This is a genomic window from Hymenobacter sublimis (assembly GCF_023101345.1).
Taxonomy (GTDB): domain Bacteria; phylum Bacteroidota; class Bacteroidia; order Cytophagales; family Hymenobacteraceae; genus Hymenobacter; species Hymenobacter sublimis.
The window spans coordinates 3316972-3337089 of record NZ_CP095848.1; the positions used below are offsets into that span (position 1 = coordinate 3316972).

Below are 20118 nucleotides of genomic sequence, written 5' to 3' on the forward strand. Positions count from 1 at the left end.
CAAGGAGCGGGGCTTTCTGATTGAATGGCGGTTATCTACTCCTCATCGGGGGCCGAAGCCCGGGCCTCGGAGGGCGGTACCTGGGGCGGGCGCAGTCCGGAGAGCAGCGAGAAATTCGGAGCAAAGTAGATGGGGATGGTAAAGGTCATGGCCGTGGGCAGGTTGTACTCCCGGCCCGGCTCAAAAGCGGGCAGACTAGCCACCACCCGCCGGGCTTCCTGGTCGGCTTCCGGCGCGAGGCCCTGCACCACTCGTACCTGTCCCACGTGGCCATCTTCTCCCACCGTATAGCTTACGTACACGCTCCCCGTAATGCCTTTGCGGCGGCTGTTGCGCGGATAGGTGGTGTTGCGGGCCACAAAGTTGAGCAAGGCGGCCTCTCCACCCGGAAACTGAGGCAGCTCCCGCGTGCGCACCTTGCCCATGTAGGGAGAGCCATCTTTGTTAAAGAAAGCCAAGGCCAAGGGTTTGCCTTGACGGTCGGGCATTTCAATGGCGCTTAGCTCGCCCGTATCGTAGTAGTAATGCCACTCGCCCACCGGGCGGCCCAGATTATAGCGCCCTTCCGAGCGTTTTTGGCCGTTGCGGTGCACAGAAATCCAGCGTCCTACCCGTTGTCCGTCGGCGTACTCCCCGCGCTGGCTCACACGGCCGTCATCGTACCAACCAATGTAGAGGCCATCGGCTTCGTCATTGTTGTAGTGAACTTGGCCGGCCTTGCTGCCGCTGGGGTGGTACCAGGTAAGCAGGCCGTTGCGCACAGGTGGGTCAATGGAAGATAAAGTGCCGCGCAGCAGCAGCGTGCCGGAAAGCGAATATTCCCGCATGGAGTAAGTTCCAAGCAGGTCACTTTTCCGATCCACGATGCGGTAGTGGGTAGCACTGTCGGGAATGGTGGCCTCATCCCGCTTGTTCAAATATACGGCTGGCAGACTCTGCCCACTACTTAGATGTGCTGCCAATAGGGCAGGCAAGAGAAAAGCGTAACGTATTCTCATGAGCAGCTAGTTAGTAGACCACAGCTTAAGTAACCACAACGGATGGTACGAAATATAACTAACAGTTTATCAGCGCCCAAGACACAATCCAACTAAACCGAAAAAATACTATTCTAGCTTTTTGCGAGCCAATTGCGCCTCGTTGCCATGGCCTACTGAACCCCCCAAAAACGCAGCAGCCGCTACCTCAAACTACATGAGGTAACGGCATTCAAGGCTGGTAAGCTAAGGGAATACGTGAGCTTAATTGGTGCGCTCTTCCACTTCCTGAAGTTGGATAGGACGGTTAAAGGCTTCTTCCAAAGAAATTAGGGTTTCCGTGCGTTCAATGCCTTCAATAAGCTGAATCTGCTCGTGGAGTACTTCGCGCAGATGGTTGGTGTCGCGGCAGATTAGTCGGGCGAAAATACCGTAGGCGCCCGTTGTGAAATCAATGCTCACTACCTCCGGAATCTGGCGCAGCTGTTCTACTACGCTTTCGTACACCGAGCTTTTCTGCAGGTAAATCCCGAGGAAGGCGCGCACTCCGTAGCCAAGCTTCTGATAGTCAATCTTGAGGGTAGCCCCCTGTACGATGCCCAGCTCCTCCAGCCGGGCCATGCGCACGTGCACGGTACCGCCCGAAACATGCACCTTCCGGGCAATTTCAGTGTACGGCATCTTGGCATCTTCAATCAACAGAGCCAGAATCTTCCGGTCGGTGTCGTCAAGTTCGTAATTGCGGGCCATTTTTTTACTGGTTGATTGTATATATTACAATGAAAGCAGGCGCTTTTTAAAAAGTATGTAAATATTTTTTCAAATGTCTGAAATTATTTTATCACAGCAATCAACCTGCTACATTTGTCATAATCCAACGCGAACGGCAGGGGATTGTTTTACACACTGTAGAATGATGAAACTGGCAGACATGCCCTCCTCTCTCGAGGGTGGAGATTCGGGAAAAACTGGTCCGGCGGCCGGCTAACTACTCCGTGAAGGTTCGACTCCTTCTTCTACAGCACGAATACGTATTGGGTGGACTAAGTGAGGAGGAAAAACGGGACGTATCTGGGTGGGTACGTTCTGAATCGAGAGGCGGCATCTGGGTGGGTGCCGCCTTTTCTTTTGTTGATGGTTCCTACGCAAATTGCAACCAGTGCTACCCGGCGAAATCGGCCGCAAAGTTCGCAGTTTATCATCGGATAAGCATTGGTTATTGTAAAAAAAGCCGCCTTTACCCCTAACTCACCCCAACGCGTTGAAGCGCCCAACAACCTTCCCGCTGGGTGTAACAACTCGGGCTCAGTTCTATTTATTCATTTATCAAGCAGAAAGCCTACCGCTGGTAGTAGTACCGGGGTAGGCTTTCTGCTTTGTGAGGGCCCCTGTAGCTAGCGACCAGCTACTGCGGCCTGCTGACGAAATTGGGCTAATCCGGCATCCAAGAACTGAACAAAGGCGGCAACGTCGGGCTCGTAGGCAATGGGGGGCGTTAGGGCATGCGCCAAGTCAGTTGCCGAGTTGGGGTCGAGAAGCACGTAGTAGGGCTGAGCATTCACGTTGAAGCCCGTAAGCTGCGTATCAGCGTTTTTCTTGCCCAGCGTGGTTTTCTGCTTGCCGTCGTGGGCAGAAACGTACCATTCGTTTTGGGGTAGGCTGGCTTTATCATCCACGTAGAGAGCTACCACCACAAAGTCTTCGCGCAGCCGCTTGAGCACCTGCGGATCTTTCCAGACGGTAGCCTCCATCTTGCGGCAGTTTACGCAGGCGTGGCCCGTGAAATCAATGAAGATGGGCTTGTTCTGGGCGCGGGCGCAGCGCTTGGCTTGCTCCAGGTCGAAGTAGCCGGGCAAGCCGTGGGGTAGCTCCAGAAACTCGGCGTAGCGCGGGGCTTCGCAGAGGCTGTTACCCGTGGCACTGATGGGGGTAGATGCCGCTTGCTCCGGGCGGGCCAGGGTAAAGTCGTTGCGGCTTTGGGGCGGCAGGTAACCGGCCAGCAGAGGCAGCGGGGCCCCAAACAGGCCGGGCACTAAGTAGGTCATGAAGCTGAAGGCCAGCACGGCCATCAACAGGCGTCCCACGCTCAGGTGGGTCAGGTCGGAGTCGTGGGAAAGTTTGAAGCGACCCAGCAGGTAGAACCCCAGCAGGCCCGACAAGGCAATCCAGAGCACGAGGTAGATGTCACGCGGGAGCAAGTTCCAGTGGTAAGCCAAGTCAGCCATGCTCAGGAACTTCAGGGCTAGCATCAGCTCCACAAAGCCCAGCACCACCTTCACGGTGTTTAGCCAGCCGCCCGAGCGGGGCAGACCCTTCAGCCAGGCCGGAAAAATGGCGAACAATGTGAAGGGTAGCGCAAATGCCAGCGAAAAGCCCAACATGCCAACCACGGGCGTTACCCGCTCGCCCTGGGCAGCCAAGCTCAGAATGGTTGCCACAATGGGGCCGGTGCAAGAAAAGGATACCACTACTAGGGTGAGGGCCATGAAGAATACGCCACCCCAACCACCTTTGTCGGCCTGGGCATCAATCTTATTGACCATGCCGTGGGGTAGCGTGATTTCAAACAAGCCCAGAAATGATAGCCCAAACACTACGAACACCACAAAGAAAATGAGGTTAGGCAGCCAGTGGGTGCTAATTAAATTCAGGCCATCGGCCCCCAGCAAAATGGTGACGAGCAAACCGACTACCACGTACACGAAGATGATGGATAGGCCATACACCACGGCCTTAAGAATGCCCTGCTGCCGGCTGCCCGAGCCGCTCGTGAAAAAGGACACGGTCATCGGAATCAGGGGAAACACGCAGGGCGTGACAAGGGCCAGTAACCCCGATACGAAGGCCGCCAACGCAAAGCTCCACAACCCTCCACTGGTAGCATCAGTAGCTGCGGCTGCGCTGCTAGCCGCCAGGCTGGTAGGCGGCGGCGTTACTGCCTCAGCCGGAGCAACGGCCACGCTTCCAGCGCTGGAGTCGGGGGTAGTAACCGTTGCGGACGCAGGGGTTGTCTGCGCGGGGCTGACGGCCGTACCTGCCGTGTCGGGAGTAGTTGTGGTAGCAACAGCGGCGGGGGGAACAACTACCGCGCCCGTCGCGCCCTTGGAAGTAGCCGCGGGAGTTGGGACGGCCGTACCCGTTACCTCAATGGGCCCGAAGCTCAGGCTTTCCTCGCCCGGAATGCAGCGGCCGTCCACGTCGGTGCAGGTTTGAAATTCGGTTTCGGCCTTCACGGTCAGGGCCCCGGGCTGGAGCAGGCGGATGCGCTGCCGAATCTGGCCGGTGCGTTCGAAGTAGGTTACGTCGCCCTTAAATACTTCGTCGAATTTTTTCTTGGTGCCGATGGACTGCGGCTTGCCCACCAACTCATAGGCCGGACTTTTGGCGAAGGTGAAGGTAAACACCGTCGGGCCCAGGTCGGGGTCGAAATTGGTGGCGTACAGATGCCAGGTGTTGTCGATGCGGGCATTCACGATGAGTTCCACCTCCTCACCTACCTTGGCCGTGGGCTTGCTAAGGGCGGTAGAAAGCGTGGTAGGCGTCAGAATTTGGGCGGCGGCCCTGAGCGTAGTCAGGAGCAGCAGCACCAGCGGAAGCAGAAGAAATTTACTGCGGGGCATGGGTTCGGGGAAGAAATAGCAAGAGAAAGTCGACAGGAAATACAAAGGTCGGCAGAAACCGCAACAGCCGGATGGCAACAGGAGTTTTATGGCCGCCGCCTATTACTTCCTAGGCCAACCATAACCTTGTGCCCGGCGGCCTCGTCATTCATTCCGAACCGCTTGCGCCGAATGTCGTACTTTTGCCTTACAAAGGAAGGCAGGCCGGTCGAGTCTCGCCTCCAAACCTATGGGCTTAAAAATATTACTGACAATTCTGCTGGTGCTGGTGAATGGCTTTTTTGTAGCCGCTGAATTTGCCTTCGTCAAGGTTCGCCTCTCGCAGATTGAGATAAAGGCACAGAGCGGCAACCGCTTGGCCAAACTCGTGCAGAACATGCTGCACGACCTGAACTACTATTTATCGGCCACCCAGCTGGGCATTACCCTGGCCTCGCTGGCGCTGGGTTGGATTGGGGAAAGTGTGGTAGCGGAAGTAGTAATGGCCATTATTCACCAGTTTGGCATCACTCTCTCCGACGCGACCGTGCACCAGATTGCCCTGTTCACGTCGTTTACCCTGATTACGGTGCTGCACATCGTGCTTGGGGAGCAGGCCCCCAAAGTGCTGGCTATTCAGAAGCCCGAAACGACTAGCATTGCCATTGCGGCGCCCCTTTACGCGTTTGCCTTTGTAACCAAACCCTTCATCTGGATTCTGGACCGGCTCTCCAACATGGTAGCTGGCTTGTTTGGAGGCAATGCTACCCACGGCTCGGAGGTGCATACGTCTGAGGAACTGCGCCTGCTACTCGACCAGAGCAAGCAGAGCGGTGAAATTCAGGAGTCAGAGCACGAGCTGCTGGAGAACGTTTTCGAGTTCAACGACCGGATGGTGAAGCAAATCATGGTGCCGCGCACCAAGCTCTGCGCCATTGCCGTGGATACGCCCGAGGACGGCGTGCTGGAAATGGTGTACAACGAGGGCTATTCGCGCATTCCGGTGTTCGAAGAGAACATCGACAATATTGTGGGCGTACTCTACGTGAAGGACTTGCTACAGATTATTCGTCGGCACGAACCCATTGAGCTAGCCAAGATTATGCGGCCGGCCTACTTCGTGCCTGAAACCAAGAAAATCAACCGCCTGCTGCGCCAGTTCCAGCGCAAGCACATGCACATGGCCATCGTCTCAGACGAGTTTGGGGGCGTGTCCGGCATCGTGACCATCGAGGACATCATGGAGGAGCTCGTGGGTGAAATCCAGGACGAGTACGACAATGAGGTGCCGGTAGTAGAGAAAGTGTCGGAGTCGGAATACCGCGTAAACACTGCTACAGCCATACCCGACGCCAATGAGTACCTGCCCTACCCCCTGCCCGAGGGCGACGATTACGAAACCGTAGGCGGCCTGCTCAATGTGCTCTACGGTAACATTCCAGAGGTCGGCGACGTGGCCGTGCTCGACAACTACGAATTCCGGGTGCTGAAACGCTCCCGCCGCGCCGTGGAGCTAGTGCAGCTGCGCGTAACAACCCAAGAAGAGCAGGAAGAAGCCGACGAAACGCTGGCCTTGTAAGAGCTTGGACACTGCAGAAAAACGGGCACCTTTGCGGCCTTACTCACTTATTTGCTGTGGAAGCTTCCAAAACGCGTCGGTTTTTCAACTGGCTGATTGATAACATTGGCGTCCTGTTACTTATTTCCGCGCTAATCCGGTGGGGTAGCCCCTCCACTACAACGCAGCTGCAGTTACGACTCACGTCTGTAGGCTTCCTGTTTGTGTACTATCTAGCCACTGAGTATTTCTTCCAGCGTAGTTTGGGTAAGTTTCTCACGCACACGCTGGTAGTGAATCGGCAGGACGAACGACCTTCCTTGGCCGCTGTATTCTTGCGCACGCTTTGTCGCTTTATTCCGCTGGAGCCCGCTAGCTTGCTCCTCAACAAGAAGCGCACGTGGCACGATATGCTTTCTGGAACGAAGGTGGTTTTTATAAATTATTAGCTCTAGTTTTGGATCGTATTGTTTCTTTTCTCTTTCATATTCTCCTCCTTATGAAGCAACTTCGACAGCTTGCTATCATGGCTCTCACGGCGGCCACCCTATCTAGCTGCGCTACCGTTTTCGGTGGCCCTATTAGCACGTATCAAAAGACCAAGCCTGCTGCTGGCCAGCCTCAGCGTGATATTCGGGTAGGCGCACTGATAGCCGATATTCTGTTATTTTGGCCAGGTGCTGTCATTGACTTCGCTACCGGCGCTATTTACAAACCTGAGCCTGCTAGTGCTACTACCAAGTAGTTGAGTTTAGTTTCGACATACAAAAGGGGCCGCACAACGTACGGCCCCTTTTGTTGTTAGGTGGATGTATTGCTGGCAGCAGTAAACCAGCTGGCGTACAGCACATAATTATCGGCGGTGCGGAGCATGTTGGCGCGCTGCTCCTCGGTAACGGGCTTGATTTTACGAGCGGGAATGCCTGCATATAGGTAGCCCGGCTCGCACTGGGTATTCTCTAACACTACAGCACCGGCCGCAATAATGCAGCCCGCCCCCACTACCGCTTGGTCCATCACAATGGCGCCCATGCCGATGAGCACGTCGTCTTCCACGCGGCAGCCGTGCACAACGGCTTTGTGCCCGATGCTTACCCGTGAACCAATGGTGGTAGCCGACTTTTGGTAAGTGCAGTGAATTACGACGCCATCCTGAATATTCGTTTTTTCGCCGATGTGGATGCTGTTTACATCTCCGCGCACCACGGCGCTAAACCACACGGTACAGTCGGCTCCCAGCGTAACGTCGCCTACAATAGTAGCATTTTCAGCTACAAAGCAGTTGGCTCCCAGCTGCGGGTATTTTCCTTGAACAGGTAGCAGTAATGGCATGAGATGAAGTGCTGATTTGAAGAATTAACAAGTTGACCAGGAGAGAAAGTCGTGGTTAAGTAAGTAGCGCGTGGTGAACAAACCGGCCATTATCGTTCGCTCCGTTCAAGATGATAACGTCTCTATTTTTCAATCCACAATTCCCCAGACTCACTACTTCACCGAGCAAGCATACGCTTCCAGGTGCCTTTTTCCCAGTTGTATTTGAGCGTGCTGGGTAGTGCCTGCCAGAAATACTTGCTGGTTTCCACGGCAAAGCTGGGCTGCATGTAACAGTTGATGGTGCAGCCCTCGCACTGCGGCAGCCGGCCTTCCAGAGCAGCTAGTTGCTGCACCGGGGCCGACTGGTACAAGTCATAGAGCTGGCCGTCGATGGGGAATTTCTGCTCACCTAAGTGGTAGCAGGGTAGCACTAGCTCATTGCTGGGCGAAATAACCAGGGTAGTGCTGGCGGCCCGGCAGATGGGCGCCGCTACGTGGTTGCCACCGTCGCGCCGAAGCTGGATGAATGCTTCGTTGAGGTACACGCCGGGGCGCTTGCCAAAGGCCGAGAGATAATCCAGCTCCGCGGGCGTCAATTGCTCGCCCGCGTCCACGGTGTTGTACTCAAAAGCCGGATTCAGAATTAGGACTAGCTTGTTGGGCCGGGTAATTTGCTCGTACACTTTTTCCAGGTCGGCCAAATTTTCCCGGAATACCGTGAAGAGAATGTCGGGCCGCTCCCCTAGCTCCTTGGCTACCCGAATGCTTTCCAGCACGAAGTCAAAGCAGGCCACGCCCCGACCTTTATCGTGTACTTCCTTCTCGGAGGCGTCCAGGGAGAAGTGCAGCATGTCGACTTTGCCCCGGAGCTTTTCGGCGTATTTAGGATACAGCAGGCAGTTGGTCGTAAGGGTCGTGATAAACCCCATATCGTGCGCCAGGCCCACAAACTCATGAATTTGGCGATGCAGCAGCGGTTCGCCCCCCGTAAAATCCACTACCGATACCCCTAGCCGCTTCAGGTCGTGTAGGTTGCGCTCCACGTCGGCCAGCTGAATGTAGGGCGAGGGTTTCTCCCAGATGTCGCAGAAAGAACACCGGGCATTACAGCGGTAGGTAACGTAGTAGTTGCAGAGGACCGGATGACGAACAAGGCGCATAGGCAGGTAAAGGTACAGCACGCGGCCCCAAGCCGCTTCTACTAAACCAGACCGCGGAGGAAAAGTAACGGCATGCAACTATTCCAGAGGCTGAAGGCTCCTTCCACAACCTCCATTATCCACTAAATGACCTTACTATGCGCCTTGCGGTATACCCTTTTGTTTTGGCTACTACCTTTCTCATGGCCTGCGCCAAAGAAAATGCAGCCCCTAGCACGCTAGTGTTCGGCCATTTTTACGGGGAGTGTTCCGGCGAACGGTGCATCGAAATCTATCAGCTGAATACCCGCGCCCGCACGCTGGCCGAGGATACCCAAGATCAGTACCCCAGCGCCACTACCCCCTACCAAGGTCAGTTTGTAGCCCGCCCCACCACCGACTACACCCAGGTAAGCGACCTGCCTAACCTGATTCCGACGCAACTGCTCGCCGAATCTGGGCATGTGATTGGACAGCCGGACGCCGGCGACTGGGGTGGCTACTACCTCGAACTGAACGACCAGGGCACCCGGCGTTTCTGGCTGATTGACACGCAGAAGCGGAATATACCGGCCTACTTACACCCGCTGGTGGACACCCTTCAGAGCCGAATTGCGCGGCTGCAATAGCAAGTGGTTTCAGTGAGGCAGGCTGCCCCAGGCTAGGTCCCAGTGGGTGGGGGTAGCGGCCAGGGCCTCCGCGGTAGCCGGGCCATAATGCTCCCGATAGTAGTTGCAGAAACCCTTCAGCGGACAGCGGGCACAATCTGGCTTGGTGAAAAAGCAGATTTTCTGGCCGTGCCAGTAGTTGTGCTTGTGAAAGTTGAGCAGTAGCAGCGAGTCCTTCGGCAGTTGCTCTAGCAACACTTGGTGGGCTTTCTCCACGGAGGCTTTCGGCCCAATCATGCCTACCCGCTGGGCCACTCGATGTACATGCGTATCCACGGGCAACACTGGCTTGCGGAAGTTGAAGAGTAACACTAGCGAGGCCGTTTTCAGCCCGATGCCGGGCATGTCGTTTAGCCATTGCATGCCTTTTTCCGTTGGCCACTCCTCCAGAAAGTCCAGGTTGTACTCGCCTCGTTCGGCCTTAATGCGGCGCAGGATTTCCTGAATGCGTGGAGCTTGGGTATCGGGCCAGCGGGTAGTCCGGATGGCGTGGGCCAGCTCCGCGGTGGGCGCCGCCACTACCCCTTCCCAGTCGCCGAAAGCTTCCAGCATCCGGTCGTAGGCCAGCTCTTCGTCGGCGTGGGTAGTGCGGTGCGACAATACGGTAGATATCAACTCCCGCATGGGCGAGCGGCGCGTAGTACCCTGGGTGAGTGGAGGGTAGAACTGATCTAGAATCCGATGATTCTCGTTGGTTTTTTCGGGGGCGGCAGAGTCGTAAGTTATGGGCATAACCGTTGTACCGCCGAGTCCGGTACGGGGTTGCGCCAAGGCTGGCGTTATGACTCAGCCAGGGAGCAGTCTTTATAGCTCACCTCATTCAGGGCCGTTCACAAAAAAGCGGAGGCTCCCAATTTGGAAGCCTCCGCTTTTACGTAGCTGTGGTAGCTATTAGATAGTGCCTTTTTCAGCAGCTTTCTTCAGCTTCTCGTTGGCGAAGATGGCCACTTCTACGCGGCGGTTGGCCTGACGACCAGCTTCCGTGGAGTTGTCGGCAATGGGCTGCTTCGAGCCGTAGCCCGACACCGTGAAGCGCGAAGCGTCTACGCCTTGCTGCTGGGTGTAGTTAGCCACGGCCTGGGCCCGGCGCTGCGACAAGGGGTCGTTGATGGCATCCGAACCGGTGTTGTCGGTGTGGCCTTCCACGATGACGTTAGTGTCGCCATACTTAACCAGGGTTCTCGCCAGGTCCTTGATGTTTTCCTGGGCAGCCGAGGTCAGTGCGGAAGAGTTCTTAGCGAACAGCAGGCCCGAGTCGAAGGTGATTTTGATGCCTTCGCCTACGCGCTCTACTTTGGCGCCGGCCATTTCTTTTTGCAGTTCAGCAGCCTGCTTGTCCATGCGGCGACCAATCAGGGCACCAGCGCCACCGCCCACGGCCGCGCCAATGATGGCGCCCTTGGCCGTACCCGACTTACCGCCAATCACGCGGCCCAGAACAGCGCCGCCGGCAGCACCACCCAAACCACCAATAACGGCGCCCTTAGCGGTTTTGCTCCACGGCTTTTTCGCAGTCGTTGTGGTTTGTGCTTCAGCGTAGCTGCTGCCTAGCAGCAAAACCGCCAGCAGCAAGGCGAACAAGGAACGAAGATTCTTCATGAGTTCAGAAGTAAAAGGGTGTTGGTTTGAAGTAAGAGAACAATCTAGCGGCAAAGGTATTCGGTACAACTTTCTTTCGACTACCTCCTCTGTGAATACCTAGTTTGCAACCACCTTGCCAAAAACGTGTAGACCCGGATAAAATTATGCAAAAACCTGTGCAGCTCGCTATACTACCCGATTTGCTTCTGCCACGTCTGCTGCTAAACTCCTTCTGAATCACTGAATTTTGCCGGTTGCTTTTCGGGTCACACCCCGTAAAAGTCCTTTTACTACCCTTCCTTCTATTTCCCAGTTAGGGTAGAAAGTTCTAAAAACAACTAACAAAAAAAGCCGCCCCAGTGGGAGCGGCTTTTTGCTGTGCAAAGCGGAAGAAGCTTACAGCGTGCCGTTTTCGGCAGCCTTCTTCATCTTTTCGTTGGCGTAGATGGCAATTTCAACGCGGCGGTTGGCCTGCTTGCCCTCAGCCGTGGTGTTATCGGCAATGGGCTGGCTAGAACCGTAGCCCTTGCTCGTGATGCGAGCAGCATCAACGCCTTGCTGCTGGGTGTAGTTGGCTACAGCCTGGGCCCGGCGCTCCGACAGGGGCTGGTTGATGGCATCCGAACCGGTGTTGTCGGTGTGGCCTTCTACCAGTACGTTGGTATCAGGGTATTTCTTCAGGACTTCGGCCATTTTCTGGATTTCCGTCATGGAAGCCGCGCGCAGGTCGCTCTTGTTGGTATCAAACAGGATGCCCGAGTCGAAGGTGATTTTGATGCCTTCGCCTACACGCTCCACTTTAGCGTTCTGCATGTCACGCTGCAGTTCTTCGGCCTGCTTGTCCATGCGGCGGCCGATCAGGGCGCCACCAGTGCCGCCCACGGCCGCCCCGATAATAGCGCCGGCCGCCGTACCCGACTTACCACCGATTACGCGGCCCAACACAGCTCCGGCTACTGCGCCAGCACCAGCGCCAATAGCACCGCCTTTCACGGTACGGCTAGTACCGGTTTTGCGCGGACCCGTGCCGTTGGTGTCTGCTTCCGGAATGTTAGGGTTGCGGGTGTTGGTGCTAGCACAGGAGCTTACGAAGAGCACCAGAGCCATCAATAGGGTCAACAGTGAAGTGCGAGAAGTCATATTCTTGGAACTTGAGTGAAGGGAAAGAGGCGGGTGAGTTGTTTGGGCCTTCTTACTACGGTTAAGGAAAAAATGTTCGGCAACTGTAGCGCAGCTTCAATGCTACCAGCAGCCAGGTAAGGCTTGATAAGCCGCAGCAAAAAGCCCGTTGAATGCACCACTCGTGCGTTCAACGGGCTTTTTCCAAAAAGCTTGCCGAAAATTATTCCGGCGGCGGGCCGCTCCTTATCGAACCAGCACAGCCTTCTCAGCAGCAGGCACTTCCGCAGGCTTAAGCATGGTCAGCAAATCGGTAAGCTTTTGCTTGAGCTCCTTGCGGTCCACAATAAAGTCGAGGAAGCCGTGCTCCAACACAAACTCAGCGCTCTGGAATCCTTTGGGCAGGTCTTTGCCAATGGTTTCCTTGATAACACGGGGGCCAGCAAAGCCAATCAGGGCGCCGGGCTCGGCAATGTTAAAGTCGCCGAGCATGGCGAACGAGGCCGTAACGCCGCCCGTGGTCGGGTCAGTCAGCAGGGAGATGTAGGGAATACCGGCCTCGGAGAGCAGGGCCAGTTTAGCCGAGGTTTTGGCCATCTGCATCAGGGAGTAGCCAGCCTCCATCATACGGGCGCCACCGGAGCGGGAAATCATCAGGAAAGGCAGGCGGTTCTGGCGGGCGTAGTCAATGGCGCGGGCAATTTTTTCGCCTACCACCGAGCCCATGGAACCCCCAATAAACTTGAAATCCATGGCGGCTACTACCAGGCCTAGGCCGTTGAGCTGGCCGTGGGCCGCGCGCACGGCGTCCTTGAGGCCGGTGTTTTTCTCGGTAGCAGCTACGCGCTGGGGGTAGGCTTTCGTGTCCACGAAATTGAGCGGGTCAGCGGAACGCAGTTCGGCGTCCAGCTCCTGATACTCGTGGTTGTCGAAGAGGAAATCAAAGTACTCGGCCGCGTCAATCCGGTCGTGGTGATGGCAACTGCCGCAAGTAGAAAGCAGGCGCTTGTGCTCGGCCATGGTAGCCACGGTTTTGCACTCCGGACACTTATACCACAGGCCGTCGGGCGTCTCCTTCTTCTGTTCCGTGGGCGTGACGATGCCTTTTTCTTTGCGCTTAAACCAGGAAGACATAGGGGTTGGGATGCTTGGAATCGGTGAGAGAGGGGAAGGCCGGGGAGGGCAGCTACTACCGGGCTGAGGTTGCTTCCACGGTGCAAGTTAAGCCAGATGGTGAAATAGTGAATTTGTGAAGTGGCGAAATTGTGAAGTGAGGAGTGAGTGAAGCAGCAGACACTCAGTCACCATTTTACTTCTTACGCCAGCGTGATGCTGTCGTCGAGGTACACATCCTGAATAGCGTGGAGCAGGGCCACACCTTCGGCGAAGGGACGCTGGAAGGCTTTGCGGCCCGAAATCAGCCCTTGGCCACCGGCGCGCTTGTTGATGATGGCCGTTTTGATGGCTGCATCCCGGTCGCCGTTGCCCAGGCTTTCGCCCCCGGAGTTGATAAGGCCAATGCGGCCCATATAGCAGTTGGCTACCTGGTAGCGGGTCAGGTCGATGGGGTGGTCGGAGGCCAGCTGGCTGTACATGGCCGGATGGGTTTTGCCAAAGCCTAGGGTGCTGAAGCCACCGTTGTTTTCCGGTAGCTTCTGCTTGATGATGTCGGCCCCGATGGTAACGCCCAAGTGGTTGGCTTGGCCGGTAAGATCAGCGGCCACATGGAAATCTTTGTCCTTGGTTTTGAAGGCGTTATTACGGGTGTAGCACCAGAGCACCGTGGCCATGCCCAGCTCGTGGGCCCGCTCAAACGCCGCCGCTACCTCCTGAATCTGCCGGTTCGATTCTTCAGAGCCAAAGTACACGGTAGCACCCACGGCCGTTGCGCCCAAATTCCAGGCTTTCTCCACCGAGCCAAACAGAATTTGGTCGTAGGTATTGGGATAGGTTAGCAGCTCGTTGTGGTTGATTTTCACCAGAAACGGAATCTTGTGGGCATAGCGGCGCGCTACTGTTCCGAAGGTGCCGAACGTAGTGGCCACAGCGTTACAGTCGCCTTCCAGAGCCAGCCGAATGATATTCTCGGGGTCGAAGTACATGGGGTTCGGTCCGAAGGAGGCGCCGGCGGTGTGCTCAATGCCTTGGTCGACGGGCAGAATGCTGAGGTAGCCGGTGCCCGCCAAACGGCCGTGGTTGTAGAGCTGACCCAAGCTGCGCAATACCTGAGGGCTGCGGCTAGATGGCACGAAGTAGTCATCCAGAAAATCGGGGCCGGGGCGGTGCAGTTGCTCCTTGGGTATGGTGTGGCACTGGTGTTCCAGTAGAGCTAGGGTTTCCGGGGCGAGGTCATCGAGGATAGAGGCCATACACAGAACGGGTTAGTTGCGAAAGGGCTGAGGGGGGCATACGGTAAATATAGCCAAGAGGCCACGCCGGCGGCCCCTAGTTTGGTAGAACTTCCGGCCCCGGGCCCGTACCTTGCCACCGGAATGCCTGGCCCCCGGCTCGCTTCCTTACCCTTCGCTCTACTTTGTTCTTTGTTCGTGAAAAGCTTTTCTACCCTCACGGTGGCCGCCCTGCTCGCCGCCGCTACCCTGCCCGGCTGCGTAGCCTCCAAGAAATACGACGATTTGAAAGCCCGCCAGACGGCCACTGAGCAGGCCAAAACCGACCTGGAGCGCCAGCAGCGCCAAGCCGTGACGGAGCTAAAAAAGGCTTCCGATGAACTGGTCCAACTGCGCCTCGACACCCGCCGCCTCGTGGACGACTCCACTGAAACCGGCCGCAACCTACGCCGCATGCAGCAGCTCAACACCCAGCTCACCGACTCCTACGACAAGCTGCTCAAGAACTCCGACCGCGCCATGGCCGATAAGTCGGCCGACTACAACAAAGTAGCCAAGGACCTGGCCCGCCGCGAGGCCGAGCTGGGCGAGCTGGACACCAACCTGAAGAAAAGCCGCGCCGACATCGACAAGCTCAACGCCGACCTGAAAGTGCGCGAAGCCCGACTAGCGGAGCTGCAAAAAGCCCTGGCTGAAAAAGACAAAGCCGTGGACGACCTCAAAGCCAGCGTAACGAACGCCCTGCGCGGCTTCCAGGGCACCGATTTGCAGGTGAAAATGAAGGACGGCAAAGTCTACGTGTCTCTTTCCGAGCAGTTGCTGTTCAAGTCCGGCTCCACGAAAGTGGACCCCAAAGGCCAGGAGGCCCTGAAGCAATTGGCTACCGTACTTCAAAACCAGCCCGACGTGAACGTGGTAGTAGAAGGCCACACCGATAACGTAGCCTTCAGCCGCCCCACCGCCGCCATGCAGGACAACTGGGATTTGAGCGTGCTGCGCGCCACCGAAATTGCCCGCTTGCTTACCACGGGCGGGGTAGCGCCGGCCCGCGTCACGGCCTCGGGCCGCTCCCAATACGTGCCCGTGGCCCAGAACGACTCGCCCCAGAACAAGGCCCTGAACCGCCGCACTGAAATCATCCTGACGCCCAAGCTCAACGAACTGCTCAAGATTCTGGACAGCAATTCTACGGCAAGTGGGAAGTAAGACGGCGCTTAACTATCTTGGAAACAAGATGTAGCGGCTTAATAGCCGCTACATCTACTTATATCGGGCCGTAATGCTTAGCTCCGACTACTACAACATACTCCTTTCATTCTTAACCTATTTACCATGCCCACTTCTTCGGTGTTCCGCCTGCTGATGGCACTTGGGGCCCTTTTATTAATTACTACTCCGTTATTCGCCACTCATAATCGGGGTGGTGAATTTTTTTATGAGCCTGTGAGTGGTTCTCCCGACCGATACCACATCACGGTAAAACTTTATGAAGGCGTTGGACCAGCGGGAACTAGCCACATTACACTAGTGTGTGGCCGCGGCGGCTGCTCAGATTTGCTACCGGGTAGCTTTATTGTTCCATTAACAGCAACTCGGAAGTTCACGTTAAACACTATTAGTTGCACCAGCCCCAGCGCCATACGGGCAGTTGTCTTTGAAACAGAAGTGCAGCTACCACCAGCGCGGTGGGTTTTGAACGTAAGTCAAGTAAATCGAACCGGTGGTATAATGAATATTACTAACCCAATTGATCAGGGCGTGTATATCGAAGCGCTACTGGACAATTCGACGGGGCTGATTAACACTTCTCCTAAGTTTATTAATACTGATTTTCCTACCCTACAAGGAAACCAAATGCAGCGCTACAGCTTTAGCTCTTTCGAGCCTGATGGCGATTCATTGGTGCATAAGCTAGTCACCCCTATGGATGGAGGAGGGTACCGCGCTGCTTTACCAGCTCTCCCCTGCGCTCAGCCAGTTGCGGGGTTTATGCCTTCTCCGTTCCAGCTCAACACCGCTACCGGCGAAGCTACTACCTCTCCTTTCTCACTGATAGTGGGCTCCTACGTTATAGCTGTAAAAGTGGAAGAGTATCGGCGTATCAACTCTACCTGGACGCTCATTGGGAGTATTACCCGCGACATTACGTACCTGGCAAATCCTGGTGGTAATACCAATCCTACTTTCACCTCTCTTCAGGTCGGAGCGGCTACCCAGCCGTTCGAAAAAGCCATCCGGGCAAATCCAGGGCAGACCATTTCTGTTACCCTGGATGCCAGTGACGCTGATGCTGGCCAGATGCTGAGTTTTAGCACCGCCGCTGCTACCGTTGTGCCTGGCGTTTCACTTCAAACTGTGTCGGCTACCCAATCCCGCCTAACGTGGCAGGTTCCGGCCAACCTGCCGCTGGGCCGCTATTATCTGCCTGTTACCGTAACTGATAATGGATGCCCCCTCTTAGGCTCCGACAGCCGGACACTTACTTTCTTGGTTACCAGCCAAGTTTTATCTACCAAATTTGGTAAGCAACCTTTGTCGATTTTTGCCACCCCTACCCCATTCCGCGAGCAGGTGCAGTTCCAACTCGGCCAAGCCGGAACTCAAACGGTAAGCGTCCTGGATGGGCTGGGTCGCACGGTGGCTCAGCTGACTAGTAAGCCGGATGGCAGTGTGGTGTGGCAGCCAGCCGCCAGCCTTGCTCCCGGCATCTATGTAGCCCGCACTGCTGATGGGCGGCAGGTGCGGCTCCTGCGTGAGTAGTGTTTGCTGGTTATCACGATACCAAACGGCCGGCTCTCCTAGAGGGAGCCGGCCGTTTTTCTTCCGCACACTACAGCTGTTTAATTGGAAGTAGGCAGGTTCACGATAACGCGGGCGAAGTAGAAGCCGCCGTTGTAGCCGAATTGGTTGGGGTTGTAGATGGTGCGGCCCCGGTTGGTATTGTCGCGAGAGGAGTTGTAGGCTAAAGCGCCTACGGCCACGTTTTGCTCGTTATTCAGCACGTTCACGCGGTACTTATCCGGGTAGACATCGAAGAGGTTGCTGGCCCCTACCGTCAGGCCGATCTGGCGGGTCACTTGGGCGCTCAGCGTTAGGTCGGTTACCCATTTGGCCGAGAACGTCTGGTCGATGCTGGAGAACAGAAAGCCGTTGTTAGCACCGGGGTTATCCAGCCGGGCATCCTTGTACTGCACTGCCCCGAAGCGCACGGTGCGGGCTTCTACGCTGAAAATACCCAGGGCATAGCCGGCCGTAAGGTTGATTTTGCTGCGGGGCTGGGCGTTTTCGAGGCGGCCACGCTGCTGACGGTCGAATAAGGTGTTTTGCAGGCCGGTTTGGTCGGCATCAATGGTTGGGGAACTGTTGACTTTACGCACCTCGGTTTCATTGAAGTTAGCCGCCACCGTCAGGGTTAGGCGGCCGGGACCCAGGTCGAGGCGCTGGTTGGCTACCACATCAATGCCCCGGGTACGGGTGTTCACGGCGTTGGCAAAGAACTGCACCTGGCTTACCGGCAGCGTTCCGAGAATGGCGGCCACCGTGGGGTTAGCGCGGCTAAACTGCGAGGACAGCACAATGCGGTCCTGAATGTCAATCTGGTAGGCATCCAGCGTGATAGTACCGGTTTTGAGGATGCGCGCCGTCAGGCCCAGGCTGTAGTTCTTCGACTTTTCCTGCTTCAGCGAGCCAATACCGAAGCCCTGCTGCCCCACGCCGCCAGCCGTAAAGCCGTTGCGCACAATAGGATTGTCGTTATTAACGGTCAGCACCTGGTTGGGAGCACCCTGCACGAATTGGGTGCTAGTGTTGGTAAAATAGCGCTGTTGCAACGACGGGGCCCGGAAGCCATTGCTGATTGCTCCGCGCACGGCCACATCGGGCAGAATGCTGTAGCGGGCGGCCAGCTTACCGCTCACGTTGTTGCCAAAATCGGAGTACCGCTCGGCCCTACCCGCTACGCTTACCAGCAACTTTTCCGTAATGTCACTTTCCAGATCCACGTAGCCGGCCGTATTGGTGCGGGAGCGGTTCAGGGCATCAGAGGGCTGGTAGCCAGGAAACACCTGGGCCCCGGCCGCCGCGAAGGTGGGCGGCGGACCCGGCGCAATTACGCGGCCGTAGTTTTCGTAGGAGCCTCGTTCACCGGCCTCAATCTGGTAGTTATCGTCGCGGTACTCGGCCCCGAAGGCTACGTTCAGGGTGCTCAGCACGGCTACGTTGGTGAAGCGGCGCGTGAAGTTTAGGTTGCTCGTGTTCTGGCGAAAGGCAATGGTGCCGGCGTAAAAATTCGTGGGGCTGATGCCCACCGGTAGGGAAGCGTTGAGCGTGTTGCTAATGTCGAAAGCCAGTTCGTTGCGGCCGTAGGTGTTGCTCAGGTCAATGTCGAACCCCAGGGCCCGTGCCCGCAGCCCCGCAATAATGGACTGGTCAATGATGGTGGTGTTGATGAAGGGTAGGAAACCGTTGGGGTACAGGGTGGCGTCGGTTTGGGTAACTTGGTTGGGCAGGCGGTAAAAGCCAGCGGCCTTGCCCGTGCGCCGCGACGCCCCAGCCGTTACGTAGGCCTCCAGCCCAACGGCGGGCACCAAGGTATAGCCAAAATTCAGGAAGCCCCCGTAGGTGCGAGCCTCCGACTGACCCAGGCGCAGGTTGCGCCGGTCGTAGCCGCGCTGGGCCACTAAGGCGTCGTCCTGGGCTTTTAGGTCACGGCGCAATTGTTCGGTGTTGGCGCTGGCGGGGAAGGTGCCGCTGTTGCCGCCTAAGTAAATCAACGGAGCCGTGTCTACGCCGCTACGGTTGGTGTAGCCCCGGTTGCTAAACTGCCCGCTCAAATCCAGGTACCCGCGCCCGTTCAGGCCCACGCCCACGTTGGCATCGGCTTGGTACAGGCGCCCGTCGCCCTCATAGGTCTGGCCCACGGTGCTGCTGGCCTGCACGCCGGTAGTGTCGTCCTTGAGCTGGATGTTGATAACGCCAGCAATGGCATCGGAGCCGTACTGAGCGGCGGCCCCGTCGCGCAGGACCTCAATGCGCTTGATGGATGCATTCGGGATTGTGTTGAGGTCAGTTCCTACCGAGCCGCGGCCCACGGTACCGTTGATGTTCACCAGGGCCGAAGAGTGGCGGCGTTTGCCATTCACCAGCACCAGCACCTGGTCGGGGCCCAACCCGCGCAGGGAGGCCGGGTCCACGTGGTCGGTGCCATCGGAAATTGCCTGCCTCGACGACTGAAACGAGGGCGCGATGTAGGTCAGGATCTGCGAGACGTCGGTCTGGGCAAACACCTTGATTTCGCGGGCCGATATAACGTCGACGGGTGAGGTAGTCAGCACGTTGGAACGACCTTCAGTGGCGCGTGAGCCGGTTACGACTACCTCGTTCAAATCGGTGGCGGCATCCTGCAGGCGCACCTCCAGGATAGTGCGGCCATTGAGTGGAATCTGCTGGGTAGCCGAGCCTATGGCCGAGACAACCAAGGTAGCAGTAGGCGACACGGAAAGCTCGAAACGGCCGTTGCCATCGGTGCTGGTGCCGTTGTTGCTGCCGCGCTCCAGCACGGTTACGCCCGGCTGGCTCTGGCCGGCGGCATTGGTCACGCGCCCCGTAACGGTGACGTTCTGGGCTTGCGCCTGGCTTACTAGGGCAATAGCAACGGCGGGCAGGAGGAGAAGTCTCTTCATACAATCTGAGGTAAGAGGCGTTAGGCAGTAGGTGACTTGCAGAATCTCCCGGCGCAGCAGACTACAATTGAGTCAATATAATCATGGAATGGTAATACACAACACTAGAGTTGTTCAGCTCTGCAGGCAAGGGG

General features: G+C 56.7%; 17 protein-coding genes. 6 read left to right on the forward strand and 11 right to left on the reverse strand.

What is annotated here, in order from left to right:
- Window positions 1-35: 35 nt before the first annotated feature.
- The 3 genes from MWH26_RS13805 to MWH26_RS13815 all read right to left on the reverse strand — a co-directional run bounded on the left by MWH26_RS13805 (window position 36) and on the right by MWH26_RS13815 (window position 4597).
- Window positions 36-917 carry an energy transducer TonB gene (locus tag MWH26_RS13805; protein WP_247974750.1) on the reverse strand — a complete coding sequence of 294 codons (882 nt, stop codon included), beginning with the start codon at window positions 915-917 and terminating at the stop codon, window positions 36-38.
- Window positions 918-1241: 324 nt separating this feature from the next.
- Window positions 1242-1727 carry an Lrp/AsnC ligand binding domain-containing protein gene (locus MWH26_RS13810; RefSeq protein WP_244697187.1) on the reverse strand — a complete coding sequence of 162 codons (486 nt, stop codon included), beginning with the start codon at window positions 1725-1727 and terminating at the stop codon, window positions 1242-1244.
- A 644-nt stretch (window positions 1728-2371) separates the two neighbouring features.
- The gene (locus MWH26_RS13815; RefSeq protein ID WP_247974751.1) at window positions 2372-4597 is read right to left on the reverse strand and encodes a protein-disulfide reductase DsbD family protein; all 2226 of its coding nucleotides are present in this window, start codon (window positions 4595-4597) and stop codon (window positions 2372-2374) included.
- Between the two features lie 229 nt (window positions 4598-4826).
- Here MWH26_RS13815 and MWH26_RS13820 point away from each other — a divergent pair, with 229 nt between their 5' ends.
- From MWH26_RS13820 to MWH26_RS13830, 3 genes are read left to right on the forward strand one after another with little or no spacing between them, the layout of a single operon-like run.
- Window positions 4827-6155, forward strand: coding sequence for a hemolysin family protein (locus tag MWH26_RS13820; RefSeq protein ID WP_244697188.1), 1329 nt, complete (start codon window positions 4827-4829; stop codon window positions 6153-6155).
- A 56-nt stretch (window positions 6156-6211) separates the two neighbouring features.
- Window positions 6212-6583: an RDD family protein gene (locus MWH26_RS13825; RefSeq protein ID WP_247974752.1), complete on the forward strand. Its 372-nt coding sequence runs from the start codon at window positions 6212-6214 to the stop codon at window positions 6581-6583.
- Between the two features lie 50 nt (window positions 6584-6633).
- Window positions 6634-6879: a hypothetical protein gene (locus MWH26_RS13830; protein WP_247974753.1), complete on the forward strand. Its 246-nt coding sequence runs from the start codon at window positions 6634-6636 to the stop codon at window positions 6877-6879.
- A gap of 56 nt (window positions 6880-6935) precedes the next feature.
- Here the strand turns inward: MWH26_RS13830 and MWH26_RS13835 are convergent, their stop codons facing one another.
- Together MWH26_RS13835 and MWH26_RS13840 are read right to left on the reverse strand one after the other, a co-directional pair.
- Window positions 6936-7466 (reverse strand): gamma carbonic anhydrase family protein, encoded by a 531-nt coding sequence (locus tag MWH26_RS13835; protein ID WP_247974754.1) that lies wholly within the window; start codon window positions 7464-7466, stop codon window positions 6936-6938.
- Between the two features lie 158 nt (window positions 7467-7624).
- Window positions 7625-8608 (reverse strand): radical SAM protein, encoded by a 984-nt coding sequence (locus MWH26_RS13840; protein ID WP_244697191.1) that lies wholly within the window; start codon window positions 8606-8608, stop codon window positions 7625-7627.
- Window positions 8609-8772: 164 nt separating this feature from the next.
- Here MWH26_RS13840 and MWH26_RS13845 point away from each other — a divergent pair, with 164 nt between their 5' ends.
- Window positions 8773-9216 carry a hypothetical protein gene (locus MWH26_RS13845; protein WP_247974755.1) on the forward strand — a complete coding sequence of 148 codons (444 nt, stop codon included), beginning with the start codon at window positions 8773-8775 and terminating at the stop codon, window positions 9214-9216.
- 9 nt (window positions 9217-9225) lie between these two features.
- Here MWH26_RS13845 and MWH26_RS13850 read toward each other — a convergent pair whose 3' ends face one another.
- The 5 genes from MWH26_RS13850 to MWH26_RS13870 form a co-directional block, all read right to left on the reverse strand.
- Entirely contained in the window at window positions 9226-9987 is a 762-nt protein-coding gene (locus tag MWH26_RS13850) for an endonuclease III domain-containing protein (protein WP_247974756.1), read from the reverse strand.
- A 159-nt stretch (window positions 9988-10146) separates the two neighbouring features.
- Window positions 10147-10854: a YiaD family glycine zipper/OmpA-like lipoprotein gene (locus tag MWH26_RS13855; protein ID WP_244697194.1), complete on the reverse strand. Its 708-nt coding sequence runs from the start codon at window positions 10852-10854 to the stop codon at window positions 10147-10149.
- A 378-nt stretch (window positions 10855-11232) separates the two neighbouring features.
- On the reverse strand, window positions 11233-11976 hold the full coding sequence (locus MWH26_RS13860; protein ID WP_244697195.1) for a YiaD family glycine zipper/OmpA-like lipoprotein: 744 nt from the start codon (window positions 11974-11976) through the stop codon (window positions 11233-11235).
- A gap of 225 nt (window positions 11977-12201) precedes the next feature.
- A complete protein-coding gene (gene accD, locus MWH26_RS13865) occupies window positions 12202-13089 on the reverse strand; it encodes an acetyl-CoA carboxylase, carboxyltransferase subunit beta (protein ID WP_247974757.1) in 888 nt (295 codons plus the stop codon).
- Window positions 13090-13271: 182 nt separating this feature from the next.
- Window positions 13272-14324, reverse strand: a complete 1053-nt coding sequence (locus MWH26_RS13870) for a class I fructose-bisphosphate aldolase (protein WP_247974758.1) — start codon at window positions 14322-14324, stop codon at window positions 13272-13274.
- A gap of 177 nt (window positions 14325-14501) precedes the next feature.
- On the opposite strand from MWH26_RS13870, the gene MWH26_RS13875 reads away from it, so the two are divergent.
- On the forward strand, window positions 14502-15509 hold the full coding sequence (locus tag MWH26_RS13875; protein ID WP_244697198.1) for an OmpA/MotB family protein: 1008 nt from the start codon (window positions 14502-14504) through the stop codon (window positions 15507-15509).
- A 783-nt stretch (window positions 15510-16292) separates the two neighbouring features.
- Window positions 16293-17063, forward strand: a complete 771-nt coding sequence (locus MWH26_RS13880) for a hypothetical protein (RefSeq protein ID WP_247974759.1) — start codon at window positions 16293-16295, stop codon at window positions 17061-17063.
- Between the two features lie 80 nt (window positions 17064-17143).
- Here the strand turns inward: MWH26_RS13880 and MWH26_RS13885 are convergent, their stop codons facing one another.
- Window positions 17144-19984, reverse strand: coding sequence for a TonB-dependent receptor (locus MWH26_RS13885; protein WP_247974760.1), 2841 nt, complete (start codon window positions 19982-19984; stop codon window positions 17144-17146).
- Window positions 19985-20118: the final 134 nt, after the last annotated feature.

Bases quoted from the DNA above. Each gene is read 5' to 3' on its own strand.
- MWH26_RS13810 (WP_244697187.1), bottom strand. From the start codon at position 1,727: ATGGCCCGCAATTACGAACTTGACGACACCGACCGGAAGATTCTGGCT.
- MWH26_RS13815 (WP_247974751.1), bottom strand. From the start codon at position 4,597: ATGCCCCGCAGTAAATTTCTTCTGCTTCCGCTGGTGCTGCTGCTCCTG.
- MWH26_RS13820 (WP_244697188.1), top strand. From the start codon at position 4,827: ATGGGCTTAAAAATATTACTGACAATTCTGCTGGTGCTGGTGAATGGC.
- MWH26_RS13830 (WP_247974753.1), top strand. From the start codon at position 6,634: ATGAAGCAACTTCGACAGCTTGCTATCATGGCTCTCACGGCGGCCACC.
- MWH26_RS13835 (WP_247974754.1), bottom strand. From the start codon at position 7,466: ATGCCATTACTGCTACCTGTTCAAGGAAAATACCCGCAGCTGGGAGCC.
- MWH26_RS13840 (WP_244697191.1), bottom strand. From the start codon at position 8,608: ATGCGCCTTGTTCGTCATCCGGTCCTCTGCAACTACTACGTTACCTAC.
- MWH26_RS13850 (WP_247974756.1), bottom strand. From the start codon at position 9,987: ATGCCCATAACTTACGACTCTGCCGCCCCCGAAAAAACCAACGAGAAT.
- MWH26_RS13855 (WP_244697194.1), bottom strand. From the start codon at position 10,854: ATGAAGAATCTTCGTTCCTTGTTCGCCTTGCTGCTGGCGGTTTTGCTG.
- MWH26_RS13860 (WP_244697195.1), bottom strand. From the start codon at position 11,976: ATGACTTCTCGCACTTCACTGTTGACCCTATTGATGGCTCTGGTGCTC.
- accD (WP_247974757.1), bottom strand. From the start codon at position 13,089: ATGTCTTCCTGGTTTAAGCGCAAAGAAAAAGGCATCGTCACGCCCACG.
- MWH26_RS13870 (WP_247974758.1), bottom strand. From the start codon at position 14,324: ATGGCCTCTATCCTCGATGACCTCGCCCCGGAAACCCTAGCTCTACTG.
- MWH26_RS13880 (WP_247974759.1), top strand. From the start codon at position 16,293: ATGCCTTCTCCGTTCCAGCTCAACACCGCTACCGGCGAAGCTACTACC.
- MWH26_RS13885 (WP_247974760.1), bottom strand. From the start codon at position 19,984: ATGAAGAGACTTCTCCTCCTGCCCGCCGTTGCTATTGCCCTAGTAAGC.